The organism is Pseudomonas sp. H3_A02 (assembly GCF_054671965.1).
The window spans coordinates 3651595-3672433 of the sequence record NZ_CP162807.1 but is presented as its reverse complement, the minus strand read 5'-3'; the positions used below and the strand labels follow the sequence as shown (position 1 = coordinate 3672433).

Below are 20839 nucleotides of genomic sequence, written 5' to 3'. Positions count from 1 at the left end.
TTCCTCCAATAAAGATCCTCCGACAGTGCAAACACCGTTTTGCTCCGGTGCCGCACCGCTTTTTTTCCCCGCCACCTGCGATAAATGAACAAAGCCTGGAGCGCGGGCCGGATATTAACACTCGGGGCTGATAAACTGCGCCTCATTGCCCCTTGCTATCGTTTTGATTTTGTAGAAAAAGCCCTTCTGGAGGCGCCCATGAAATTCATTCACCAGCGCGAGCACCTGAACGAAGACGACATTGTCGTCATCGAATGCTCCCAAATGTGCAACATCCGTTTGATGAACGACGCCAACTTCCGCAGCTTCAAGAACGGCGGCCGGCACACGTATCACGGTGGCGCGTTCGACACTTTCCCGGCCAGGATCACGGCACCGAGCACCGGTTTCTGGAATATCACCATCGACACCGTCAACCGCCGTGCAATCAGCGTCACGCGCAAGCCGACCCTGACTCACAAGATCAAAATCATCCGGCGTTCCAGCTCGAAACTGAGCTGAGCATCGCCCCTTTCAAGAAAGGCAAGACCGTGGCCCAGACGACCAAATACGTCATCAAGTACAAGCTCAACGGCGAACGCCGCTTCGAGTTCGCGCAACTGGAAAATGGCACCGAGGAAGAAGCCAAGGCTGCGTTGCAGAAACTGCATGGCGAAACCGACGATGCGATCAGCGAAATCGGTGTCAGCAAAGCGCTGTAACGGCTCACCCGATTGACTTCAGGGATTGGCCCCATGACCGGTGGACGCAATGCTCTTGTGGCGAGGGAGCTTGCTCCCGCTCGGCTGCGCAGCAGTCGTAAAACCTGCTGGCGTGGGCGGCCTGGAAGAACGCTTCAGCGATTTTGGGTCGGCTTCGCCGCCCAGCGGGAGCAAGCTCCCTCGCCACAAGAGCATTGTGCTCAATGCCGCACCGCAAGAATCGGAGTGCCCGGCAACGCAGCACTGCGCAGACTGAACAGTCCTTCCCAACAAGGATTGCTATCGTGCCCCCTACGCCTTCCCTGCCCCAACACCTCGCCAACCTGGACTGGCCCGCCTTGGAACAGAGCCTCGACCAGGACGGCTGTGCAATCATTCGCAACCTGCTGCCGCCAGCGCAATGCCGGCTGCTCGGTGATTTGTACGCCGATAGCGGACTTTTTCGTTCCCGAGTGATCATGGCCCGCCACGGATTCGGGCGCGGTGAGTATCAGTATTTTCGCTATCCGCTACCAGACCTCATCCAACAGCTACGTCAGGCGTTGTACCCGATGCTGGTGCCGCTGGCGAACCGCTGGAATGAATGCATGGACCTGGAGGCGCGGTACCCCCTTGAACACGCCGAGTTCATCCAGCGCTGTCACGCTGCCGGACAATCGCGTCCTACACCGCTGTTGCTGCAATACGGACCGCAGGACTACAACTGTCTGCATCAGGATCTGTACGGCGAGCAGGTATTCCCCCTGCAGGTCGCGATCCTGCTGTCGGAACCGGGCCAGGACTTTACCGGCGGCGAGTTTGTCCTCGCCGAACAGCGCCCGCGCATGCAGTCGCGGCCTCAGGTCATCGATCTGAAACAGGGCGACGCCGTGGTATTTGCCGTGCACCAACGGCCGGTCAAAGGCGTTCGCGGTTATTATCGAGTGAACATGCGCCATGGCGTCAGCCGCGTGCACAGCGGCAGACGGCACACCTTGGGAATCATTTTTCATGATGCGCAGTAATGACACACCGATCACCTTGGACCTGTTCGCCGACCAAGCGCCCAATCCGCCCGGCCAGATCGAACAGATTGGCCAACAATCCTTCGTGCTGCGCGGCTTCACCCTGCCCTGGCTCGAGCGTTTGCTGCCAGCGCTGGAAAGCGTCCTGCAGGCTGCGCCGTTCCGGCAGATGGTCACGCCCGGCGGCTTTACCATGTCGGTGGCCTTGAGCAGTTGCGGCGCGCTGGGCTGGACCACCGACCGCAGCGGCTATCGCTACACCGCCCATGACCCGCAGACCGGCCAGCCCTGGCCCGACATGCCGGCGGTGTTTCGCGAACTGGCCCAGGCCGCCGCCCGGCAGGCACAGTTCGAGCATTTCGAGCCCGACAGCTGCCTGATCAACCGCTACGTGCCCGGCGCCCGGATGTCGCTGCACCAGGACAAGAACGAACGCTCCCTCTCCGCCCCCATCGTCTCGATGTCCCTGGGCTTGCCGGCGGTGTTCCAGTTCGGCGGGTTCGAGCGCAGCGACAAGAGCCTGCGCATCCCGTTGTTCCATGGCGACATCGTGGTCTGGGGCGGCCTGGATCGGTTGCGTTACCACGGCGTACTGCCGCTCAAGGAAGGACAGCACCCGCGCCTGGGCGCCCAGCGGATCAACCTGACGTTTCGCACCGCCGGATGAAGATGCAGAATTCAACCGCAAGACCCGGAGTGCTGCCACCCCACAGGCTCGCTACTGTAGACAAAACGGGCCAATGGACATAACGACCATGAACAGCACTTCGAACAATCTCGCCCCTGAACTGGATCCGCGCTGGGCCGCCGTGCTCGCCCGCGATCCACGCGCCGATGGGCAATTCGTCTATGGCGTGAAAACCACCGGCATCTACTGCCACCCCAGCAGCCTGTCGCGCCTGCCCAACCCGCGCAACGTCGAATTTTTCGACACGCCGGAACAGGCCCAGGCCGCCGGCTACAGGCCCAGCAAGCGCGTGGCCCGGGACCAGACCCAGATCGCCGCCCAACAAGCGGCACGGGTCGCGGCCGCCTGCCGGCAGATCGAAGCCGCCGAGGAACTGCCAGGCCTGAATGAACTGGCAGCCAGCGCGGGCTTGAGTCCCTTCCATTTTCACCGGGTCTTCAAGGCGGTCACCGGCCTGACCCCCAAGGGTTACGCCGCCGCTCACCGCTCACGCAAGGTACGCGAACGCCTGGCCGATGGCGGCACGATCACCGAGGCGCTGTACGACGCCGGTTTCAATTCCAACAGCCGTTTCTATGAGGCGGCCGACAAAGTGTTGGGCATGAAGCCCGCCGACTACCGCGCTGCCGGGCAGAACACCGACATCCGTTTCGCCGTCGGCCAATGCTCCCTCGGGGCGATCCTGGTGGCGCAAAGCGAGCGTGGCGTGTGCGCGATCCTGCTGGGCGACGATCCGGATGCGTTGGTGCGCGACCTGCAGGACAAATTCCGCCGGGCCAACCTCATCGGTGCCGACCGCGAATTCGAGCAGTTGATCGCCCAGGTGGTGGGCTTCATCGAAGCGCCGGCCCTGGGCCTGGACCTGCCCTTGGACCTGCGCGGCACTGCCTTTCAGGAGCGGGTCTGGCAAGCGTTGCGGGACATTCCCGCCGGCAGTACCGCCAGCTATGCCGAGATCGCCCAGCGCATCGGCATGCCCAAGGCCGTGCGCGCCGTGGCCCAGGCCTGCGGCGCCAACAGCCTGGCGGTGGCGATCCCTTGCCACCGGGTGGTGCGCAGCGACGGCAACCTGTCGGGCTATCGCTGGGGGGTGGAGCGCAAGCGTCAGTTGCTGGAACTGGAGCGCTCGGCCGGGGACTGAACGCCGATGTAGATCGCCACGGATTCGGGGGCGCTGTAGACCTCGAAATCGGTGGTGAAGCGGCGCAGTGTCTGCGGGTTATCCGCGAAGTACGCCCAGATCAGGCCCCAGGCCTGGATCACGCAATCGGGCATCTTCCCCTTGGCCGAAAACACCAGGTATTCCCCGCCTTCGATGTCCACGGCGGGGTAGCCTGCGCTGGCCTCATACACCTGCACCCCGGCCGTTACGTCGAAGTGGCCGGTGGCGTCGGACTCATAATTGGAATACACCCCGTAGACGAACGACTCCGACTGCCGGGCCGGGATTTTGTCGAACAGCTCTTCGGTGAAGAACTGCTGCCACATCGGAGCGATCCTTGCCGTGTCGAGTCGCTGCTCGTCGGTGTTGCGGGTGCGCACCTGCAGACCGGCCACGGTGAAGGGTTTGACGGTCTTGAGTTTCACTTCCATGAGTCAGGCTCCTTGATGTATGGAGCCCGCATGGTAACCCTCCCGCCATGGGGATCAAGGTGCAGCGCCCGATTGAAAAACTCGACTGGCCCTTGCCGGCTCACACCTGCTAAAAACGCTGTTTCCTTCTGCCGTCGGAGACCCCGCACATGAGCCAGTGGCCAGACACCCGCATTCTTGACCTGCTCGGTATCGAGCTGCCTATCATCCAGGGGCCGCTGGCCGGGGTGACCGGGCCGGCCATGGTGGTTGCGACCTGCAATGCCGGCGGGCTGGGTTCGATGCCGGCGGCGATGCTCGATGTCGAGCAGTTGCGCCAGGCACTGACGACCATCCGCGAACAGACCGACAAGCCGTTCAATGTGAATTTCTTCTGTCACCAGCCGCCGGCCTTCGACGAACAGCGGGCCGAGGCCTGGAAGCAACGGCTCAAACCGTACTATCAGGAACTGGGCGTCGATTTCGACGCACCGACCCCGGTGTCCAACCGCACGCCCTTCGATGATGCTGCCTGCCGGGTGCTGGAAGAGATGCGGCCCAAGGTCGTCAGTTTCCACTTTGGCCTGCCGGAAAAATCCTTGCTGGATCGGGTGAAGGCCACCGGCGCGAAAATCCTCTCGTCAGCCACCACCGTCGAGGAAGCCATCTGGCTCGAACAGCACGGTTGCGATGCGATCATCGCCATGGGCTATGAAGCCGGTGGTCATCGTGGAATGTTCCTCAGCGACGACCTCGATACCCAGGTCGGCCTGTTTGCCTTGCTGCCGCAGGTGGTGGATGCGGTGAAGGTGCCGGTGATCGCCGCCGGTGGCATTGGCGATGCACGCGGGATTGTCGCAGCGTTCGCTTTGGGTGCCTCGGCGGTGCAATTGGGCAGCGCTTACCTGTTCACGCCTGAGGCGAAGATCAGCGCGTCCCATCACCGGGCGTTGCGTACGGCCAAGGAAAGCCAGACCGCTGTCACCAACCTGTTCACCGGTCGCCCGGCCCGAGGCATCGTCAACCGGGTGATGCGCGAAGTGGGCCCGATGAGCCCGCTGGCTCCGGCCTTTCCCTTGGCGGGCGGTGCGCTGATGCCGTTGCGTGCCAAGGGCGAAGAGGATTTCAGCAACCTCTGGGCCGGCCAGGCCTTCCCATTGGGGCGCGAGCTGTCGACGGCCGAGTTGACCCGGCGGTTGGCTGAAGAGGCGCAGGCTCGGCTCAATCGCCTGGGTCGAGCCTGATGGTCATCATCGGTCGTTAGCACGCCATCGCGAGCAAGCTCGCTCCCACAGGGGGATTGCTGGCAACCACGACATTGGGTGACGCCACTGTACCTGTGGGAGCGGGCTTGCTCGCGAAAGCGCTGGGTCAGTCGACAGGAATGTTGAATATACCGCCGTCTTCGCGAGCAAGCCCGCTCCCACAGGGGTTCTGGTGTGGTAGCAAGATGTAGGTTCGCCACGGATCCAATGTGGGAGCGAGCTTGCTCGCGATGGGGCCAACCCTTGCACCCTCGCTCCCCAGGCAAAATGCCGCGTTCCGTTTGTCAGTCATTCGCTATATATTCCGGTATATAGCGAATCTGCCCTCGGAGCCTCACCTATGCGCCTCATCCGCTTCGCGCCGTTGCTGTTGATCCCGTGCCTGGCCATTGGCGCCGTCCAGGCCGCCGAGGTGCAGGTGGCGGTCGCCGCCAATTTCACTGCGCCGATCCAGGCCATTGCCGCCGATTTCGAAAAAGACACCGGGCATAAGCTGGTGGCGGCGTACGGCGCCACCGGGCAGTTCTACACCCAGATCAAGAACGGCGCGCCCTTCGAGGTGTTCCTCGCCGCCGACGACACCACCCCGGCCCGGCTCGAAAGCGAAGGCGACACCGTCAAGGGCTCACGCTTCACCTACGCCGTTGGCACCCTGGCGCTGTGGTCGGCCAAGGCCGGTTATGTCGACAACCAGGGCCAAGTCCTCAAGCACAACGATTTCCAACACCTGTCCATCGCCAACCCGAAAGCCGCGCCCTATGGCCTGGCCGCGACCCAGGTGCTGGACAAACTGGGTTTGACCGCCCAAGTCAAAAGCAAACTCGTCGAAGGCCAGAACATCACCCAGGCCTACCAGTTCGTCTCCACCGGTAACGCTGAACTGGGCTTCGTCGCCTTGTCCCAGGTGTACAAGGACGGCAAGGTGACGGGCGGCTCGGCGTGGATCGTCCCGGCCGAACTGCACGACCCGATCAAGCAGGACGCGGTGATCCTCACCAAGGGCCGGGACAACCCCGCCGCCGTGGCCCTGGTGGATTACCTCAAGGGGCCGAAAGCCGCCGCCATCATCCAAGCCTACGGTTACCAACGCTAAATGCCCCTGACCAGCGCCGACTATGCCGCCATCTGGCTGACCCTGAAACTGGCGTCCCTGACCACGGTGATCCTGCTGCTCATCGGCACGCCCATCGCGTTGTGGCTGTCGCGCACCCGCTCCTGGCTGCGCGGGCCGGTGGGCGCGGTGGTGGCGTTGCCCTTGGTGCTGCCGCCCACGGTGATTGGCTTTTACCTGTTGCTGGCATTAGGGCCGAACGGCTGGATCGGACAGCTCACCCAGGCCCTCGGGTTGGGCACTCTCACCTTCAGCTTCACCGGGCTGGTGATCGGCTCGGTGATCTATTCCATGCCGTTTGTGGTGCAGCCGTTGCAGAACGCCTTTGCCGCCATCGGCAGTCGTCCGCTGGAAGTCGCCGCGACTTTGCGGGCCGGGCCCTGGGACACGTTTTTCAGCGTCACCCTGCCCCTGGCCCGCCCCGGCTTTATCACCGCAGCAATTCTTGGCTTCGCCCACACCGTCGGCGAATTCGGCGTGGTGCTGATGATCGGCGGCAACATCCCGGAGAAAACCCGAGTGGTGTCGGTGCAGATCTACGACCATGTCGAAGCCCTGGAATATGCCCAGGCCCATTGGCTGGCGGCGGCGATGCTGGTGTTTTCATTCCTGGTGCTGCTGGCGCTGTACTCCAGCCGCCGAACCCGTGCCGGTTGGAGCTGATCAATGATCAACGCGCGTTTTCAGCTCGACCATGGGGCTTTTTCCCTGGACCTGGATGTGCAACTGCCAGGCCGTGGCGTGACCGCCCTGTACGGGCCTTCCGGCTCCGGCAAGACCACCTGTCTGCGCTGCATCGCCGGGTTGGAGCGACCGGCCCGGGGGTTTATCGAGGTCAATGGCCAAGTGTGGCAGGACAGCGAGCACGCTGTGTTCGTGCCGCCCCATAAGCGGCCGGTGGGGTATGTGTTCCAGGAGGCCAGCCTGTTCGCCCATCTGTCGGTACGGGCCAACCTGGCGTTCGGCCTCAAGCGTATTGCTCCGGCACAACGGCGGGTGGACATGGACCAGGCCACCGATCTGCTGGGCATCGGGCACTTGCTCGATCGCCAGCCGCACAACCTCTCCGGCGGCGAACGCCAACGGGTGGGTATCGCCCGCGCCTTGCTCACCAGCCCGCAACTGCTGCTGATGGATGAGCCGCTGGCGGCCCTCGATAGCCGGCGCAAAAACGAAATCCTGCCGTACCTGCAACGGCTCCACGATGAGCTGGACATCCCGGTGCTGTATGTCAGCCATTCCCAGGACGAAGTGGCGCGCCTGGCCGATCACATCGTGCTGCTCGACGCTGGCCGCGCGCTGGCCAGTGGGCCGATCGGCGAAACCCTGGCCCGGCTCGACCTGCCGTTGGCCCTGGGGGATGACGCCGGGGTGGTGATCGAGGGCAAGGTCAGCGGCTATGACCCGGCGTATCAATTGCTGACCCTGAACCTGCCCGACAGCCAACTGAACGTACGCGTGGCCCACACGTCCCTGGCCCTCGGCCAGCCGCTGCGCTTCAAGGTCCAGGCCCGGGACGTCAGCCTCAGCCTGGCGAACGATGCCCAGACCAGCATCCTCAACCGCCTGCCGGTCACCGTGATCAGCGAACAGGCCGCCGACAACGCTGCCCATGTGCTGGTGCGCCTGGACGCCGCCGGCACCCCGCTGCTGGCGCGCATCACCCGCTATTCCAGAGACCAGTTGAATCTGCAGCCGGGGCAGGTGTTGTGGGCGCAGATCAAGGCGGTGGCGGTGTTGGCGTAGGGCCCGTAACCAGCGGATCACACTGTGGGAACTTGTGGGAGCAAGGCTGTGGGAGCAAGGCTTGCCCGCGATGCAAGCACCTCGGTGTAGCTGATAGACCGAGGCGATACTATCGCGGGCAAGCCTTGCTCCCACAGGTCTACTCCTACAGGTCTGCTCCTACAGGTTTGCTCCCACAGGTTTTGCGGCAACCTCAGAATCTTGGCACGACCACAACGGACTGCGGTCAATGAATTCACAGGCCACCGGATTCGTTGCCAAGGAATTTTTTCATGCCCGACACCCTGACACCGGATGCTCTGCCGGCCGACCTGCATTACGTCGATGACACGGCCCCAGGCATCACCCGTAAAAAGCTGCGGGGCAAATTCTGTTATTTCGACCCGCAGGACCGACGCATCACCGACGCGGCCGAGATCCAGCGCATCAATGCCCTGGCGGTACCGCCGGCCTATACCGATGTCTGGATCTGCACCGACCCCCGTGGTCATCTCCAGGCCACTGGCCGCGATGCCCGCGGGCGCAAGCAGTACCGCTACCATGCGCGCTGGCGTGAGGTGCGCGATGCGGACAAGTATTCACGGATGCTGGAATTCGGACGTGCCCTGCCGCGCCTGCGCAAACGCCTGGAAGAAATCCTCGCCACGCCCGGCTTCAGCCGCGACAAAGTCATGGCCACGGTTATCACCCTGCTGGACGTAACCCTGATCCGCGTCGGCAACCCCCAATACGCCCGCGCCAATCACTCCTACGGCCTGACGACGCTGCGCAACAAACACGTCGAGATCAACGGCAGCGCCATCGCCTTCCAGTTTCGCGGCAAAAGCGGCGTCGAGCACCAAATCACCGTGAAAGACCGGCGCCTGGCACGGATCATCAAGCGCTGCCAGGAGATTCCCGGGCAGAACCTGTTCCAGTACCTGGACGAACACGGCGAGCGGCACTCCATCAGCTCTTCGGACATCAACGCCTACCTCAAAACCCTCACCGGCGCCGATTTCACCGCCAAGGACTACCGCACCTGGGCTGGCAGCGCAGCCGCTCTGGCCGGGCTGCGGGCGCTGCGCTGGGAAACCGAGACCGAAGCCAAGAGGCACGTCACCGAGATGGTCAGGCAGGTCTCCCGACAACTGGGCAACACACCGACCGTCTGTCGTAAATGCTACATCCACCCGGCGGTGGTGGAAGGCTTTCTGCTCGGCGCCCTGAAGGCATTGCCCAAACCCCGGGCCCGCAAAGGCCTCAGCGAAGAAGAAGCCGGACTGACGCTATTCTTGCAGCGTATGACACGAGCCGCCGAGGCGTGCGAACAGGCACAATCGGGTTGACGCGATTCACCCGCAGCGAGCCAAGGAGGCGGAACATCCGCAGACCACCGGACTCCCAACTTTACGGCACGGCCACTGCGCAGACTTAAAAGGGTGAAATCGACAGGAGTTTCAGATGTCCGAACACATTGTCCATTTTCATTGCCAGATCGATCAGGGAACCACGGAACGCTTTCGCGACAACTGCCTGGAAGCCATCGAGAAAGGCGCCGACTCGCTGATGCTCAACCTCTCCACCGTCGGCGGCAGCACCAACTTCGGTTTTACGCTTTATACCTTCATCAAGTCCCTTCCAGTACCGGTGCGTGCGGTCAATGCCGGCAACATCGAATCGATGGGCATCATCATGTTCCTGGCGGCCAGCGACCGTACCACCACGCCGCATTCGCGTTTCCTGATTCATCCGATGAACTGGTATTTCGGCCAGAAATCCGTGGACCATTCACGCTTGCGCGAATACCTGTCCAGCCTGGACAACGACGTGGCGCGGTACGTGGAGATCTACGTCAAGGAAACCGCCGGCGCCGCGACCCAGTTGGATATCTTCAAATGCCTGTGCGCCGAGGAACGGGTGATTCCGGCCGAAAATTCCCTGGCCTTTGGCATCGCCCATCGGGTCGAACAAGTCGTGTTCCCTGTGGAAGCCAAACATTGGAAAGTCAGCGGCGGCGAAGATTAAACCGAGGCATTAATAAATAAAATTCTGATGCCCCCCTTAATAAACTCCAGTAATCCTGTACAACTTTCAAGCGAAGCGGCTGTACAAGTTTTTTATGGCGTTATTTGCTCGGATCACCGTTCGTCGCTAACGAAGCTTTTTCATTAAACTTCCCTCGGGCATTTTCTTTCACAATTAAGCGAGGCCGTTGCTCGCTTAACCAAAATGAGGATTCTCAAAATGGCTAACACCGGAAACAAGAACCCAGGTAATTTCGCAAATGATCGTGAAAAAGCATCGGAAGCCGGGAAGAAAGGTGGACAAGCTTCGGGCGGCAATAATTTTGCGAACGACCGGGAAAAAGCCTCTGAAGCCGGCAGGAAAGGTGGCGGACGCAGCCAAGGCGGCGGCAGAAAATCGTAACCTGGAAAACCGTCGGGGCGCAGGCACGCTGCGCCCTGGCGCTTAACCGTACCGAGGTCGCCCATGAGCAGCCAGGATCGATTCATCATCAGTTTCATCAGCAATGGCCAACCCGACAATCGCGTGGTCGAGGCCAACTCCGAGACATTGAGTGTCAGCGAAGCCGAAGCCTTATTGAGGGCGACGTTCAATGAACTCAAGGAGGTTGAACTCAGCGATGTGCAAGTTCAGAAGAAAACCAGACCTAATGAAAAAGAGCATGGTGTGCCTGGGCATTTCAAACAGCCGTAGTTGTACTTCTCCTATATCATCACAAGCACTTCGCACCTTTCTTTGTGGCAAAGGGCTCTTGTGGCGAGGGGATTTATCCCCGTTGGGCTGCGAAGCAGTCCTTATGGAAGCAACCCGGATTTCCCTGCTCCACCAAAGTGGTCAGATGGGGCTGCTTCGCAGCCCAGCGGGGATAAATCCCCTCGCCACAAATAAATCCCTTATCACAAATTAGTATTTCCCCCTTCAATGTGCGTGTTCGCCAGTCGGATCCTTGATCTGCCACACCTGCCCTTTCTGCCAAGCATCGGCACCCGGATCAATCGCCGGCGTGTCGATACCCGCTCGGGCACGCTTTTTCGCTTCGCTGTCGACACCCATACGACCGTCCCGCTCGCGTACCAACTGCGGGTCAACCTGCCCATCGGCAGTGAACCCCATCATTAACTGAGGCACCCCGTAAGGCAGTACATTGCCCTGTTCGGTATGCCAGGTGTGCCAGGTCTTGCCGTACGTGCTGATCAGGTTTTTCATCAATCGGGTTTCCGCTGCCTGGGGAATCCCGGGTGCAATCAACTGCCCGGATTTCACCTCATGCACATGGCTGTGCCACAGTTGTTTTTCAGTGGCCGGCAATCCCTCGAACAAGCGCTTGCTGATGATGTACTCGACGCCCATCAGCTTGGCGCTGGAGGTATTGCCGTCGAAGATCGTGCACTGAAAGACTTCCTCGTTCAGCGCCGTGCAGTAGTGATGTGCTTCCATCTGCCCGGACATGCGCCCGTTATAGAAATGAAAACCATCGAGGTAGGTGTCCAGGGCCCGCAACGGCGGTTTGTCCTGCATGATCCGCGCCCCTGTTTCCAGCGTCGCGGTGGTGGGGGTCTTCGCGGCGCCCGGCGCATCAACGGGCGAATCGCTCGTGCCGCCCGCGCAACCGGTCAATCCCAACGCCGTCGCCCATAGCAGTGTCCAGGCGCCATAAACGCTTCGATCTGGCATGTCATCTCTCCTTTGCATGACTGTTCATGAGAAAGACAGTGCCTGGGGCGGGTTTTATTTTCCTGACGGCCTACCGACGAACGGCGCGCATCGGCAGCCTCTGACCGATCAACCGACGCTATAGGCCTGCTTCACCGTCTCGATCCAGCTCGGGTCCAGGCGCGACTGTTCGGTGTCCAGGCCCAGCGCCTGCAGCTTCGCCAGGTGCGCGTCGGCCTCTCGCGCCAGGGAAGACTGGGCGCTGGAGTTGGCGTCCAACTGGTGCATCTGGGCCAGCCCCAGGTGATAGAAGCGCAGCAGCTTCATGGCGCTCGGATCCTGGACCTGCACGCCGGCTGTCACCTGGTGCATCACGTTGGTGATTTTCATCAGGCTGCGCTTGAGCTGCCAGCCGTACACCGCGGCGGCCATCCACGGCTGCGACCAGAAATACTGGCGCATCAGCACCGCCATCGCCAACACGGCGACCATCACCCCGCCAAGGTTGAAGCGAAAGTTATCGCCTCCGGGCGTACCGAACAGCATCACGGCCAGGCTGGACAGCAACATCGCCAGGGCCAGGAACACCACCGCGATGATCAGGGTGCTGCGGCGGGTCTGCCTGCGGTAGGTGTCGCCATCCCACGGTTTGATCTCGAACATCGCGGCGCAATTTCCTTGTACGGCATCAAAAGAGTCACGCATTATCGCCTGCCCGGTCGATTTAGCTATGCTGGGGCTCATTTTGTATCGCTACCGACTCGCCGGGCGAGGAACAAAGTCCATGGCGATAGCGCAAGGATCGTGCGATCTTTCGGTGTGGACGTTTTTTTCAAGATGCCGTCGTTGTGTGCATGGCATCGTTTTCAAGGAAAGCTGAATGACTCAAAGACATGTAATCAACGCCTCGGTCAGCCCCAAGGGCAGCCTGGAAACCTTGTCCCAGCGCGAAGTCCAGCAACTGAGCGAAGCCGGTTCCGGCAGCATCTACGACCTCTTCCGCCAGTGCGCCCTGGCCATCCTCAATACCGGCGCCCATGTCGATAACGCCAAGACCATCCTGGAAGCCTACAAGGACTTCGAGATCCGCATTCACCAGCAGGACCGCGGTGTACGCCTGGAGCTGCTGAACGCGCCAGCCGATGCGTTCGTCGACGGCGAAATGATCGCCAGCACCCGAGAAATGCTCTTCAGCGCCCTGCGCGACATCGTCTACACCGAGAACGAACTGGACAGCCAGCGCATCGACCTCAGCTCGTCCCAGGGTATCAGCGACTACGTGTTCCACCTGCTGCGCAACGCCCGTACCCTGCGCCCTGGCGTGGAGCCGAAAATCGTCGTGTGCTGGGGCGGTCACTCGATCAACACCGAAGAATACAAATACACCAAGAAGGTCGGCCACGAACTGGGCCTGCGCAGCCTCGACATCTGCACCGGTTGCGGCCCGGGCGTGATGAAAGGCCCGATGAAAGGCGCCACCATTGCCCACGCCAAGCAGCGCATCCATGGCGGCCGTTACCTGGGACTGACGGAGCCGGGCATCATCGCCGCCGAAGCGCCAAACCCGATCGTCAATGAGCTGGTGATCCTGCCGGACATCGAGAAACGCCTGGAAGCCTTCGTGCGTGTCGGCCACGGCATCATCATCTTCCCGGGTGGCGCCGGTACGGCGGAAGAGTTCCTGTACCTGCTGGGCATCCTGATGCATCCGGCCAACCAGGACCTGCCCTTCCCGGTGGTGCTTACCGGGCCGAAAAGCGCCGCGCCGTACCTCGACCAGTTGCATGCGTTTGTCGGTGCGACCCTGGGCGAAGCAGCGCAGAAGCACTACCAGATCATCATCGACGACCCGGCCGAAGTGGCACGGCAGATGACCCAGGGGCTCAAGGAGGTCAAGCAGTTCCGCCGCGAACGCAACGACGCCTTCCACTTCAACTGGCTGCTGAAGATCGACGAGGGCTTCCAGCGCCCGTTCGACCCGACTCACGCCAACATGGCCAGCCTGGGCCTGAGCCGCGACCTGCCCGCCCACGAACTGGCGGCCAACCTGCGCCGGGCGTTCTCGGGGATCGTGGCCGGTAACGTCAAGGACAAGGGCATCCGTCTGATCGAAGAGCACGGCCCTTACGAGATCCACGGCGACGCCGCCATCATGGAACCCCTCGACCGCCTGCTCCAGGCCTTCGTCGCCCAACACCGCATGAAACTGCCGGGCGGCGCGGCGTATGTGCCGTGCTATCGCGTGGTGACCTGACCTATCTGAGGGCCACAAATCCAATGTGGGAGCGAGCTTGCTCGCGATGGCGGTGGCACATTCAGCATTGATGCAGGCTGAACCACCGCTATCGCGAGCGAGCTCGCTCCCACAGGGGATTTGCGGTGGCTACAGAATTCGCATCAAGCCGGCGCCATCCACTTCAAGGCCCAGTCCACGGTAATCCTTGATCTGCGGATGACGGCTGACCACCGGGTGCGTGTGCGTTGCCGTTACCACCATCACGTCAGCCCCGGCAGCCTCGCCTGCCCGGATTCCGGCCTCGGCGTCTTCAAACACCAGGCAGTCCTGGGGCGCCACTTGCAGGCGCTCGGCGGCCAGGCGATAGCAGGTGGGGTTGGGCTTGCCGTCGCTCACATCCTCGGCGGTGACCATCACACCGGGACGGGGGATCCCCGCCGCTTCCATCCGGCGCAAGGCCAACGCCATGGGCGCCGAGGTGACGATTGCCCAACGCTCTGGCGGCAGGCTTTCCAGGAAAGCCAGCGCACCGGGCACTTGCACCACCCCTTCGACGTCTTCGATTTCTTCGCGGGTAATCTGCTCGGCTTCCGCTTGGGCATCCACCCCCGACAGGTGCTGGCGGGCGATGGTGTCGATGGCGCGCACGCCATGGATGGTCGGCAGGAACGTCGCCACGTCCACGCCATGGCGCAGGGCCCAGCGCGTCCAGATCCGCTCGGCGGCGGCGATGGAATTGAGCAGGGTGCCATCCATGTCGAACAGGAAGGCGCGGTAGGCGATGTGAGTGGGGAGACTGGCAGGCATCGGATCCTCGGTGGCGGCGTGGCGGGTGATGGCCACTGTAACATCGTCAGGCACCGAACCTGTGGAAGCAGAACCTGTGGGAGCAGAACCTGTGGGAGCAAGGCTTGCCCGCGATAAAGTTGACGCGGTCTCTCAGAAACCGAGGTGTCTGCATCGCGAGCAAGCTTTGCTCCCACAGCAAGCTTTGCTCCCACAGGTTCGCACACAGGGAGTTTGTGTTGTTTTACAAAACGGCGATCTAAACGAGGCGCTCGATCGGCTGATGCTGCCAGACCAGCTTGTAGTACAGCGTCTGCAACAGCAGCATGCTCAAGTAAGCCACCGGGAACGCCATCCATACCCCTTGCAACCCGAAGTGCGCGTCCAGCAGATACGCGGCCGGCACTTGCACGGCGACGATGCAGAAAATCGAGATGACGACCGGCACCAGCACCGTGCCGCTGGCACGCATGATGCCGCCGACGATCGCCTGGAAGCCGAACACCAGCAAGCTCCAGAGCATGATATGCAGCAAGTGTTCGGCCTGGATCCGGGCCGCCGGGGCGGTGATGAACAACCCCAGCAGCCAGTGGGACAACAGATAGCCCAGCAGAACCAGCCCACCGGTGAGCCAGAGATTGATCGCGAGCCCCGTGCGCAGGATCGGCCCCAGGCGCTCCAGGCGGCCGGCACCGATGGCCTGGGCGCCGAGGATCGAGGCGGTGATGGCAATCGACAGCGCCGGAAACTGCACGTAATTGACGATCTGCGTCACCGCGCCGTAGGCCGCCGTAGCCTCGGAGCCATGGCGATTGACCAGTGCCAGGATCACCAACTCCGACAACGAGATCACCACCATCTGCAACCCCGTGGGCAGGCCAATGCGCAGCACTTTGCCGAGGATGTCCCGGTCCAGGCGCATCGCCGCGAACAACGCGCGGTCCGGCGCCAGGGCATGCTGGCGGCGACTCAGGCGCCATGCCAGCATCAGCATCGCCGACGTCGTCCCCGCCAGCCCCGCCCATGCCGCGCTCTGGATGCCCATCTGCGGCAACCCCAGCCAGCCGCGAATCAACGCTGGCGTGAGCAGCAACCCGACACTGGTGGACACCAGCAGCGCCAACATCGGTGACACCGTATCGCTCACCCCGCGCAGCAATTGGGTGAACAGCACGAAAACCAGCAACATCGGCAGGATCCACAGCATGACCCGGGCATAGGCAACGGCATCCTCCAGTACATCGGCCGGCGTGCCGAGCCCTTGCAACGCCTGACGCGCAAAGACACTGCCCAGCACCGCCGCCATCAGGCCGATAATCGCCCCCAGCAACAACGTCGAACCGGCAATCGCCTTCACCGTGCCGGTTTCGCCGGCACCGTAGGCCTGCCCGATCAGCACCCCCGCGCCCGCGCCCAGGCCGATCACCAAAGCGATAAAGAAAAACACGATGGGAAACATGCCCGACACCGACGCCAATGCCTGGGTGCCGAGCATCTGGCCGATGTAGATGCTGTTGAACGTGCCGGACATGGACTGCAGGAAGTTGGACAGAACCATGGGGATCAGGAACAGGAGATAGGTTTTCCAGAGGGGCTGGGTCGGCATGGGGACTCTGATGGCAGGTTCGAAAATCCGATGCGGGGTAATTTAGCTCAATCCATACAAATCGTTTCAGAAGATTCGGCGCAAACCGCTCCTGTGGCGAGGGAGCTTGCTCCCGCTGGGCTGCGCAGCAGCCCCAATACCTGAACACGCGATGTATCAGGCTAACCGCCCCAGCCATTTTTGGGACCGCTTCTCGCTCCAGCGGGAGCAAGCGCCCGCGCCACGGGACTTCCACAGGTCAGGCCATCTCGACAATTTTCCAATCTCGTCTATCCTTAGATAGCACTGTGCCATTATTTTTATCGAAACCGGACGATTGGTCCTCAAGACCGGGTCGGTTTGGCAGATAACCAGTTATTCGCAAATAACCTGTTGGCAACACTGTTCAAGGACCGAACCATGACGTCGTATTCTCACGGTCATTCCCCTTCCCCATCAAAACCACGCATCCTCTGGAGTGCCGTGCTAGTGGCCATTGCCGCGAGCATTGGCGTGCTGGCGCTCAATGGCGCGAGTGGGCAAAACATCGGCTTGAGCGTGGCGATCCTGGCCTTGGGCGTCGGGGCCGGCGTATGGGGTGCGCGCTCGCAACGCCAGCAGTTCGACAGCGCCGTCGCCGCCGCCATTGCTTGCCACGACCTGCAAGGCAGCGAGCACCTGGCCCATAAAACAAACGCACAACTCAACGAAGTCATCCTCGGTGCCATGCCGATCTGGGCCAAGCAGGTCGAAAGCTCCCGGCAACAGACCGAGACCGCGATCGTCTCCCTGACCAGCCGCTTCACCGGCATTTCGTCACGCCTGGAAGACACCGTGCAAGCCTCGCAACTGGCCGCTGGTGAACTGGCTGGCAGCAGCAGTGGCGGCGCCGTGCAGGTGCTGGCCCAAAGCGAAGGCGAACTGGTCAAGGTCATCGATTCCCTGAAAGCCACCCAGGCCAGCCGCGACGAAACCCTGGCCCAGGTGCGCAACCTGACGGCTTATACCGGCGAGCTGCGGACCATGGCCGCCGACGTCGCGGCGATTGCCGCGCAGACCAACCTGCTGGCCCTCAACGCCGCCATCGAAGCCGCCCGTGCCGGCGAGGCCGGGCGTGGTTTTGCCGTGGTGGCCGACGCCGTACGCAGCCTCTCGAGCAAGTCCAGCGAGACCGGCCAGCAGATGTCGGCCAAGGTCGACATCATCAACACCGCCATCACCCAATTGGTGCATGCCGCGTCCAGCGGAGCGGACCAGGACAGCCATTCGGTCAGTGCCTCCGAGCAAAGCATCCAGCAGGTACTGGAGCGCTTCAAGAGTGTCACCGGCCGCCTGGCCGACTCGGCCGACATGCTGCAACGGGAAAGTTTCGGCATTCGCGATGAACTCACCGAGGTGCTGGTCAGCCTGCAATTCCAGGATCGGGTTAGCCAGATCCTCAGCCACGTGCGCGACAACATCGAGGACCTGCACGTGCATATGCAGCAGGCCAGTCAGTCGCCCGACGAGGCTGTCTCCATCGATGCCCGCCAATGGCTGGCACGCATGGAAACCACTTACGCCACCGACGAGCAACGCCGCAATCATCACGGCGACTCGAGCGCGCAACAGACTTCACAGGAAATAACCTTCTTTTAGGAGAGCCGCTCATGGCTAAAAGTGTATTGGTTGTCGACGACTCCGCGAGCGTTCGGCAGGTGGTCGGCATCGCATTGAAAAGTGCCGGCTACGACGTGATCGAAGCCAGCGATGGCAAGGACGCGCTGGGCAAGCTCAATGGGCAGAAAGTGCACCTGATCATCAGTGACGTGAACATGCCCAACATGGACGGCATCACCTTCGTCAAGGAGGTCAAGAAGCTGGCCAGCTACAAGTTCACGCCGATCATCATGCTCACCACCGAATCCCAGGAATCGAAGAAACAGGAAGGCCAGGCCGCCGGGGCCAAGGCCTGGGTGGTCAAGCCGTTCCAGCCGGCGCAGATGCTGGCGGCGGTGTCCAAGCTGATTCTTCCTTGATAGCCGGAGGCTCCAATGCCGTTGCAATACGAAGCACAGGATGACACCGCCCAGGTGCACATCGACGGCGAGCTGACGATCTACACCGCGGCCGAGCTGGCCGTGCAGTGGCTGCCGCACCTGGGGGCAACGCCGCGAATGGCCCTCGATCTGTCGCAGATCACCGAGATGGACGGCGCCGGCCTGCAACTGCTGCTGATGGTGCAGCGCGAGGCCTCCAGGGCCGGGACCCAACTGACACTGACCGGCCAAAGCAAGGCCGTCACGGAGACACTTGCCCTGTGCAACCTGGTTGCCTAGGACCGCAATACGTCGGACACGACAAAGGAAATGAGCGTGAGCATCAATCTCGATCAGGCACAACAGACCTTCATCGTCGAGGCACGGGAACAGTTGCAGGCGATGGAAGAATCGCTGCTGCAACTGGAAACCGACCCCGGCGACGATGACGCCATCGGCGCGATCTTCCGGGCGGCCCACACGATCAAAGGGTCGGCCGGGCTGTTCGGCCTGGAACCGATCGTCAGCTTCACCCACATCGTCGAAGACGTGCTCGACCGCCTGCGCAACGGCAGCGTCGAGGTGGACGCCAGCCTGATCGCGGTGTTGCTCAAGTCCAGCGACCACATGCTGGAACTGATCAACGTGGCCGCCAACCAGGGCGGATCACTGCCGCCGCCGGCTCTGCAACGGGAAGTGGAGCTGTGTCAGATCCTTCAGGAATACCAGGCGCCCTCGCCGACCGCGGCGCCGACGCCTACGCAGGAAACCGCCCCCCACGAATCCGGCGAAACGCGCCTCTGGCACCTTTCCCTGCGCTTCGGCCAAGACGTGTTCCGCAACGGCATGGACCCGCTGTCGTTCCTGCGCTACCTGCAAACCCTGGGTGAAATCGTCGAGATCACCACCCTGACTGACGCCCTGCCCGCCGCCGACGCCTGGGACGCCGAGTCCTGTTACCTGGGCTTCGACATCGAGTTTCGCTCGGCCGCCAGCCACGGGGCGATCAACGAAGTGTTCGATTTCGTCCGCGAAGACTGCGAGATCGAGATCGTTGCCCAGGATGACGACATCACGCTTGCGGCCAACACCGGCCTGGTCACCACGTCGCCGGAACCGGCCGAGGAAAGCACCGCGTTGGTCGCTACCGGCGAGTTGCTGTCCGACCAGCGCAAGACGCCGCGCATGCCCGCCCAGATCGCCACTGACAAACAAGCGGTGACCAGCGACAGCAAGGGCAAGGACGGCACCTATGTGCGGGTCAATGCGGACAAGCTCGACGAGTTGATCAACCTGGTGGGCGAACTGGTCATTGCCAGCGCCGGTGCCAGCCTGCTGGCCCGTACCTGCCAAAACGACCCGTTGCAGGAAGCCACCTCGTCAGTCTCCGGGCTGGTGGAAGAAATCCTCGACGGCGCCCTGCGCCTGCGCATGATCCCCATCGGCGAAACCTTCAACCGCTTCCGTCGGGTGGTACGCGATGTCAGCCAGGAACTGGGCAAGGACATCGACCTGATCATCAGCGGCGCGGAGACCGAGCTGGACAAGACCGTGGTGGAAAAAATCGGCGACCCGCTCATGCACCTGCTGCGCAACGCCATGGACCACGGCATTGAAACCGCCGAGGCCCGGCTGGCGGCCGGCAAACCGGTCAAGGGGCACTTGCACCTCAACGCGTATCACGACTCCGGCAGCATCGTGCTGGAAATCGCCGACGACGGCGCCGGCCTGAACCGTGACCGGATCCTGGAAAAAGCCCAGGAACGTGGCCTGGTGCCGCCGGGTGCCAGCCCCACCGACCAGGAAATCTACAACCTGATTTTCGAACCCGGCTTTTCCACCGCCCAGGCCGTGACCAACCTTTCGGGGCGTGGCGTGGGCATGGACGTGGTCAAGCGCAACATCACCCTGCTGCGCGGCACCGTCGACCTGGACAGCCAGCCCGGCAAGGGCACCGTGGTGCGCATTCGCCTGCCGCTGACCCTGGCGATCATCAATGGCTTCCTGGTGGGCATCGGTCAGTCGACCTATGTGATTCCGCTGGACATGGTCCAGGAATGCATCGAGCTGAGCGAAGACGATGGACTCGCCAGTCGCGAACAAGGCTACCTCGACCTGCGCGGCGAGGTGCTGCCGCTGGTCTACCTGCGCGATCACTTCAGCCACGAAGGCCCGGCCGCGCGCCGGCAGAACGTGGTGGTGGTGCGCTACGCCGAACTCAAGGCCGGGCTAGTGGTGGATGACTTGCTGGGTGAGTTCCAGACCGTCATCAAGCCGCTGGGCAAGCTGTTTGGCGCCCTTCGCGGCATCAGTGGCTCGACCATCCTGGGCAGTGGCGCCGTGGCGTTGATTCTCGACGTACCGGCGCTGCTCACCCAGATCGCCCAGACCGAAAACCGCTACAACCCGACGCAATTACAACAAGCCAACGCTCGCTGACGCTTTAGCAATTCCATGGAGAGGTAAT

Annotated in this window: 22 protein-coding genes and 1 pseudogene; 18 read left to right on the top strand and 5 right to left on the bottom strand. The window is 62.2% G+C overall.

All coding sequences use genetic code 11. The annotated features are described in order from the left end of the window. Positions 1–198: 198 nt before the first annotated feature. From AB4N80_RS16395 to ada, 5 genes are all read left to right on the top strand, one after another. The gene (locus AB4N80_RS16395) at positions 199–501 is read left to right on the top strand and encodes a DUF1883 domain-containing protein (RefSeq protein ID WP_003182962.1); all 303 of its coding nucleotides are present in this window, start codon (positions 199–201) and stop codon (positions 499–501) included. Between the two features lie 29 nt (positions 502–530). Then, a complete protein-coding gene (locus AB4N80_RS16390; protein WP_163006740.1) occupies positions 531–701 on the top strand; it encodes a hypothetical protein in 171 nt (56 codons plus the stop codon). A gap of 284 nt (positions 702–985) precedes the next feature. Beyond that, the gene (locus AB4N80_RS16385; RefSeq protein WP_460077977.1) at positions 986–1705 is read left to right on the top strand and encodes a 2OG-Fe(II) oxygenase; all 720 of its coding nucleotides are present in this window, start codon (positions 986–988) and stop codon (positions 1703–1705) included. Continuing rightward, a complete protein-coding gene (gene alkB / locus AB4N80_RS16380) occupies positions 1692–2372 on the top strand; it encodes a DNA oxidative demethylase AlkB (protein ID WP_460077975.1) in 681 nt (226 codons plus the stop codon). Before AB4N80_RS16385 ends, alkB begins: the two co-directional genes overlap by 14 nt. An 88-nt stretch (positions 2373–2460) precedes the next feature. Continuing rightward, positions 2461–3534, top strand: coding sequence for a bifunctional DNA-binding transcriptional regulator/O6-methylguanine-DNA methyltransferase Ada (ada, locus tag AB4N80_RS16375; RefSeq protein WP_122566266.1), 1074 nt, complete (start codon positions 2461–2463; stop codon positions 3532–3534). Here the strand turns inward: ada and AB4N80_RS16370 are convergent. Continuing rightward, entirely contained in the window at positions 3498–3986 is a 489-nt protein-coding gene (locus AB4N80_RS16370) for a GyrI-like domain-containing protein (protein WP_305467539.1), read from the bottom strand. The two genes, ada and AB4N80_RS16370, sit on opposite strands and share 37 nt — an antisense overlap. A 149-nt stretch (positions 3987–4135) precedes the next feature. Here AB4N80_RS16370 and AB4N80_RS16365 point away from each other — a divergent pair, with 149 nt between their 5' ends. From AB4N80_RS16365 to AB4N80_RS16330, 8 genes are all read left to right on the top strand, one after another. Further along, entirely contained in the window at positions 4136–5209 is a 1074-nt protein-coding gene (locus AB4N80_RS16365) for an NAD(P)H-dependent flavin oxidoreductase (RefSeq protein WP_305467540.1), read from the top strand. Between the two features lie 361 nt (positions 5210–5570). Beyond that, the gene (modA, locus tag AB4N80_RS16360; RefSeq protein WP_122566263.1) at positions 5571–6323 is read left to right on the top strand and encodes a molybdate ABC transporter substrate-binding protein; all 753 of its coding nucleotides are present in this window, start codon (positions 5571–5573) and stop codon (positions 6321–6323) included. Next, positions 6324–7004 carry a molybdate ABC transporter permease subunit gene (gene modB / locus AB4N80_RS16355; protein WP_122566262.1) on the top strand — a complete coding sequence of 227 codons (681 nt, stop codon included), beginning with the start codon at positions 6324–6326 and terminating at the stop codon, positions 7002–7004. 3 nt (positions 7005–7007) lie between these two features. After that, positions 7008–8087, top strand: a complete 1080-nt coding sequence (gene modC / locus AB4N80_RS16350; RefSeq protein WP_122566261.1) for a molybdenum ABC transporter ATP-binding protein — start codon at positions 7008–7010, stop codon at positions 8085–8087. A gap of 272 nt (positions 8088–8359) precedes the next feature. Next, on the top strand, positions 8360–9415 hold the full coding sequence (locus AB4N80_RS16345; protein WP_122566260.1) for a DNA topoisomerase IB: 1056 nt from the start codon (positions 8360–8362) through the stop codon (positions 9413–9415). Positions 9416–9530: 115 nt separating this feature from the next. Then, positions 9531–10094: an ATP-dependent Clp protease proteolytic subunit gene (locus tag AB4N80_RS16340; protein WP_092328079.1), complete on the top strand. Its 564-nt coding sequence runs from the start codon at positions 9531–9533 to the stop codon at positions 10092–10094. Between the two features lie 219 nt (positions 10095–10313). After that, the gene (locus AB4N80_RS16335; protein WP_122566259.1) at positions 10314–10496 is read left to right on the top strand and encodes a con-10 family general stress protein; all 183 of its coding nucleotides are present in this window, start codon (positions 10314–10316) and stop codon (positions 10494–10496) included. Positions 10497–10559: 63 nt separating this feature from the next. Further along, the gene (locus AB4N80_RS16330) at positions 10560–10787 is read left to right on the top strand and encodes a hypothetical protein (protein ID WP_305467544.1); all 228 of its coding nucleotides are present in this window, start codon (positions 10560–10562) and stop codon (positions 10785–10787) included. 225 nt (positions 10788–11012) lie between these two features. On the opposite strand, the gene AB4N80_RS16325 is transcribed toward AB4N80_RS16330, so the two are convergent. Continuing rightward, entirely contained in the window at positions 11013–11768 is a 756-nt protein-coding gene (locus AB4N80_RS16325; RefSeq protein ID WP_122566257.1) for an OBAP family protein, read from the bottom strand. A gap of 108 nt (positions 11769–11876) precedes the next feature. After that, positions 11877–12410, bottom strand: coding sequence for a DUF3087 family protein (locus tag AB4N80_RS16320; protein WP_460082996.1), 534 nt, complete (start codon positions 12408–12410; stop codon positions 11877–11879). A 217-nt stretch (positions 12411–12627) separates the two neighbouring features. Here AB4N80_RS16320 and ppnN point away from each other — a divergent pair, with 217 nt between their 5' ends. After that, positions 12628–14001, top strand: a complete 1374-nt coding sequence (gene ppnN, locus AB4N80_RS16315; RefSeq protein WP_122566255.1) for a nucleotide 5'-monophosphate nucleosidase PpnN — start codon at positions 12628–12630, stop codon at positions 13999–14001. 129 nt (positions 14002–14130) lie between these two features. On the opposite strand, the gene AB4N80_RS16310 is transcribed toward ppnN, so the two are convergent. Then, on the bottom strand, positions 14131–14790 hold the full coding sequence (locus AB4N80_RS16310; protein ID WP_305467548.1) for an HAD family hydrolase: 660 nt from the start codon (positions 14788–14790) through the stop codon (positions 14131–14133). A gap of 238 nt (positions 14791–15028) precedes the next feature. After that, the gene (locus AB4N80_RS16305; protein ID WP_460082992.1) at positions 15029–16375 is read right to left on the bottom strand and encodes an MATE family efflux transporter; all 1347 of its coding nucleotides are present in this window, start codon (positions 16373–16375) and stop codon (positions 15029–15031) included. 669 nt (positions 16376–17044) lie between these two features. Here AB4N80_RS16305 and AB4N80_RS16300 point away from each other — a divergent pair. The 4 genes and pseudogenes from AB4N80_RS16300 to AB4N80_RS16285 all read left to right on the top strand — a co-directional run. After that, a pseudogene (locus tag AB4N80_RS16300) lies at positions 17045–17992 on the top strand (methyl-accepting chemotaxis protein); the annotation flags it as partial. An 11-nt stretch (positions 17993–18003) separates the two neighbouring features. Beyond that, positions 18004–18372, top strand: a complete 369-nt coding sequence (locus tag AB4N80_RS16295; RefSeq protein ID WP_003203044.1) for a response regulator — start codon at positions 18004–18006, stop codon at positions 18370–18372. Between the two features lie 15 nt (positions 18373–18387). Next, a complete protein-coding gene (locus AB4N80_RS16290; protein WP_122566252.1) occupies positions 18388–18672 on the top strand; it encodes an STAS domain-containing protein in 285 nt (94 codons plus the stop codon). 36 nt (positions 18673–18708) lie between these two features. Next, entirely contained in the window at positions 18709–20811 is a 2103-nt protein-coding gene (locus AB4N80_RS16285; RefSeq protein WP_122566314.1) for a chemotaxis protein CheA, read from the top strand. Positions 20812–20839 lie beyond the last annotated feature (28 nt).

Bases quoted from the DNA above. Each gene is read 5' to 3' on its own strand.
- AB4N80_RS16395 (WP_003182962.1), top strand. From the start codon at position 199: ATGAAATTCATTCACCAGCGCGAGCACCTGAACGAAGACGACATTGTC.
- alkB (WP_460077975.1), top strand. From the start codon at position 1,692: ATGATGCGCAGTAATGACACACCGATCACCTTGGACCTGTTCGCCGAC.
- ada (WP_122566266.1), top strand. From the start codon at position 2,461: ATGAACAGCACTTCGAACAATCTCGCCCCTGAACTGGATCCGCGCTGG.
- AB4N80_RS16370 (WP_305467539.1), bottom strand. From the start codon at position 3,986: ATGGAAGTGAAACTCAAGACCGTCAAACCCTTCACCGTGGCCGGTCTG.
- AB4N80_RS16365 (WP_305467540.1), top strand. From the start codon at position 4,136: ATGAGCCAGTGGCCAGACACCCGCATTCTTGACCTGCTCGGTATCGAG.
- modA (WP_122566263.1), top strand. From the start codon at position 5,571: ATGCGCCTCATCCGCTTCGCGCCGTTGCTGTTGATCCCGTGCCTGGCC.
- modB (WP_122566262.1), top strand. From the start codon at position 6,324: ATGCCCCTGACCAGCGCCGACTATGCCGCCATCTGGCTGACCCTGAAA.
- modC (WP_122566261.1), top strand. From the start codon at position 7,008: ATGATCAACGCGCGTTTTCAGCTCGACCATGGGGCTTTTTCCCTGGAC.
- AB4N80_RS16345 (WP_122566260.1), top strand. From the start codon at position 8,360: ATGCCCGACACCCTGACACCGGATGCTCTGCCGGCCGACCTGCATTAC.
- AB4N80_RS16340 (WP_092328079.1), top strand. From the start codon at position 9,531: ATGTCCGAACACATTGTCCATTTTCATTGCCAGATCGATCAGGGAACC.
- AB4N80_RS16335 (WP_122566259.1), top strand. From the start codon at position 10,314: ATGGCTAACACCGGAAACAAGAACCCAGGTAATTTCGCAAATGATCGT.
- AB4N80_RS16330 (WP_305467544.1), top strand. From the start codon at position 10,560: ATGAGCAGCCAGGATCGATTCATCATCAGTTTCATCAGCAATGGCCAA.
- AB4N80_RS16325 (WP_122566257.1), bottom strand. From the start codon at position 11,768: ATGCCAGATCGAAGCGTTTATGGCGCCTGGACACTGCTATGGGCGACG.
- AB4N80_RS16320 (WP_460082996.1), bottom strand. From the start codon at position 12,410: ATGTTCGAGATCAAACCGTGGGATGGCGACACCTACCGCAGGCAGACC.
- ppnN (WP_122566255.1), top strand. From the start codon at position 12,628: ATGACTCAAAGACATGTAATCAACGCCTCGGTCAGCCCCAAGGGCAGC.
- AB4N80_RS16310 (WP_305467548.1), bottom strand. From the start codon at position 14,790: ATGCCTGCCAGTCTCCCCACTCACATCGCCTACCGCGCCTTCCTGTTC.
- AB4N80_RS16305 (WP_460082992.1), bottom strand. From the start codon at position 16,375: ATGCCGACCCAGCCCCTCTGGAAAACCTATCTCCTGTTCCTGATCCCC.
- AB4N80_RS16295 (WP_003203044.1), top strand. From the start codon at position 18,004: ATGGCTAAAAGTGTATTGGTTGTCGACGACTCCGCGAGCGTTCGGCAG.
- AB4N80_RS16290 (WP_122566252.1), top strand. From the start codon at position 18,388: ATGCCGTTGCAATACGAAGCACAGGATGACACCGCCCAGGTGCACATC.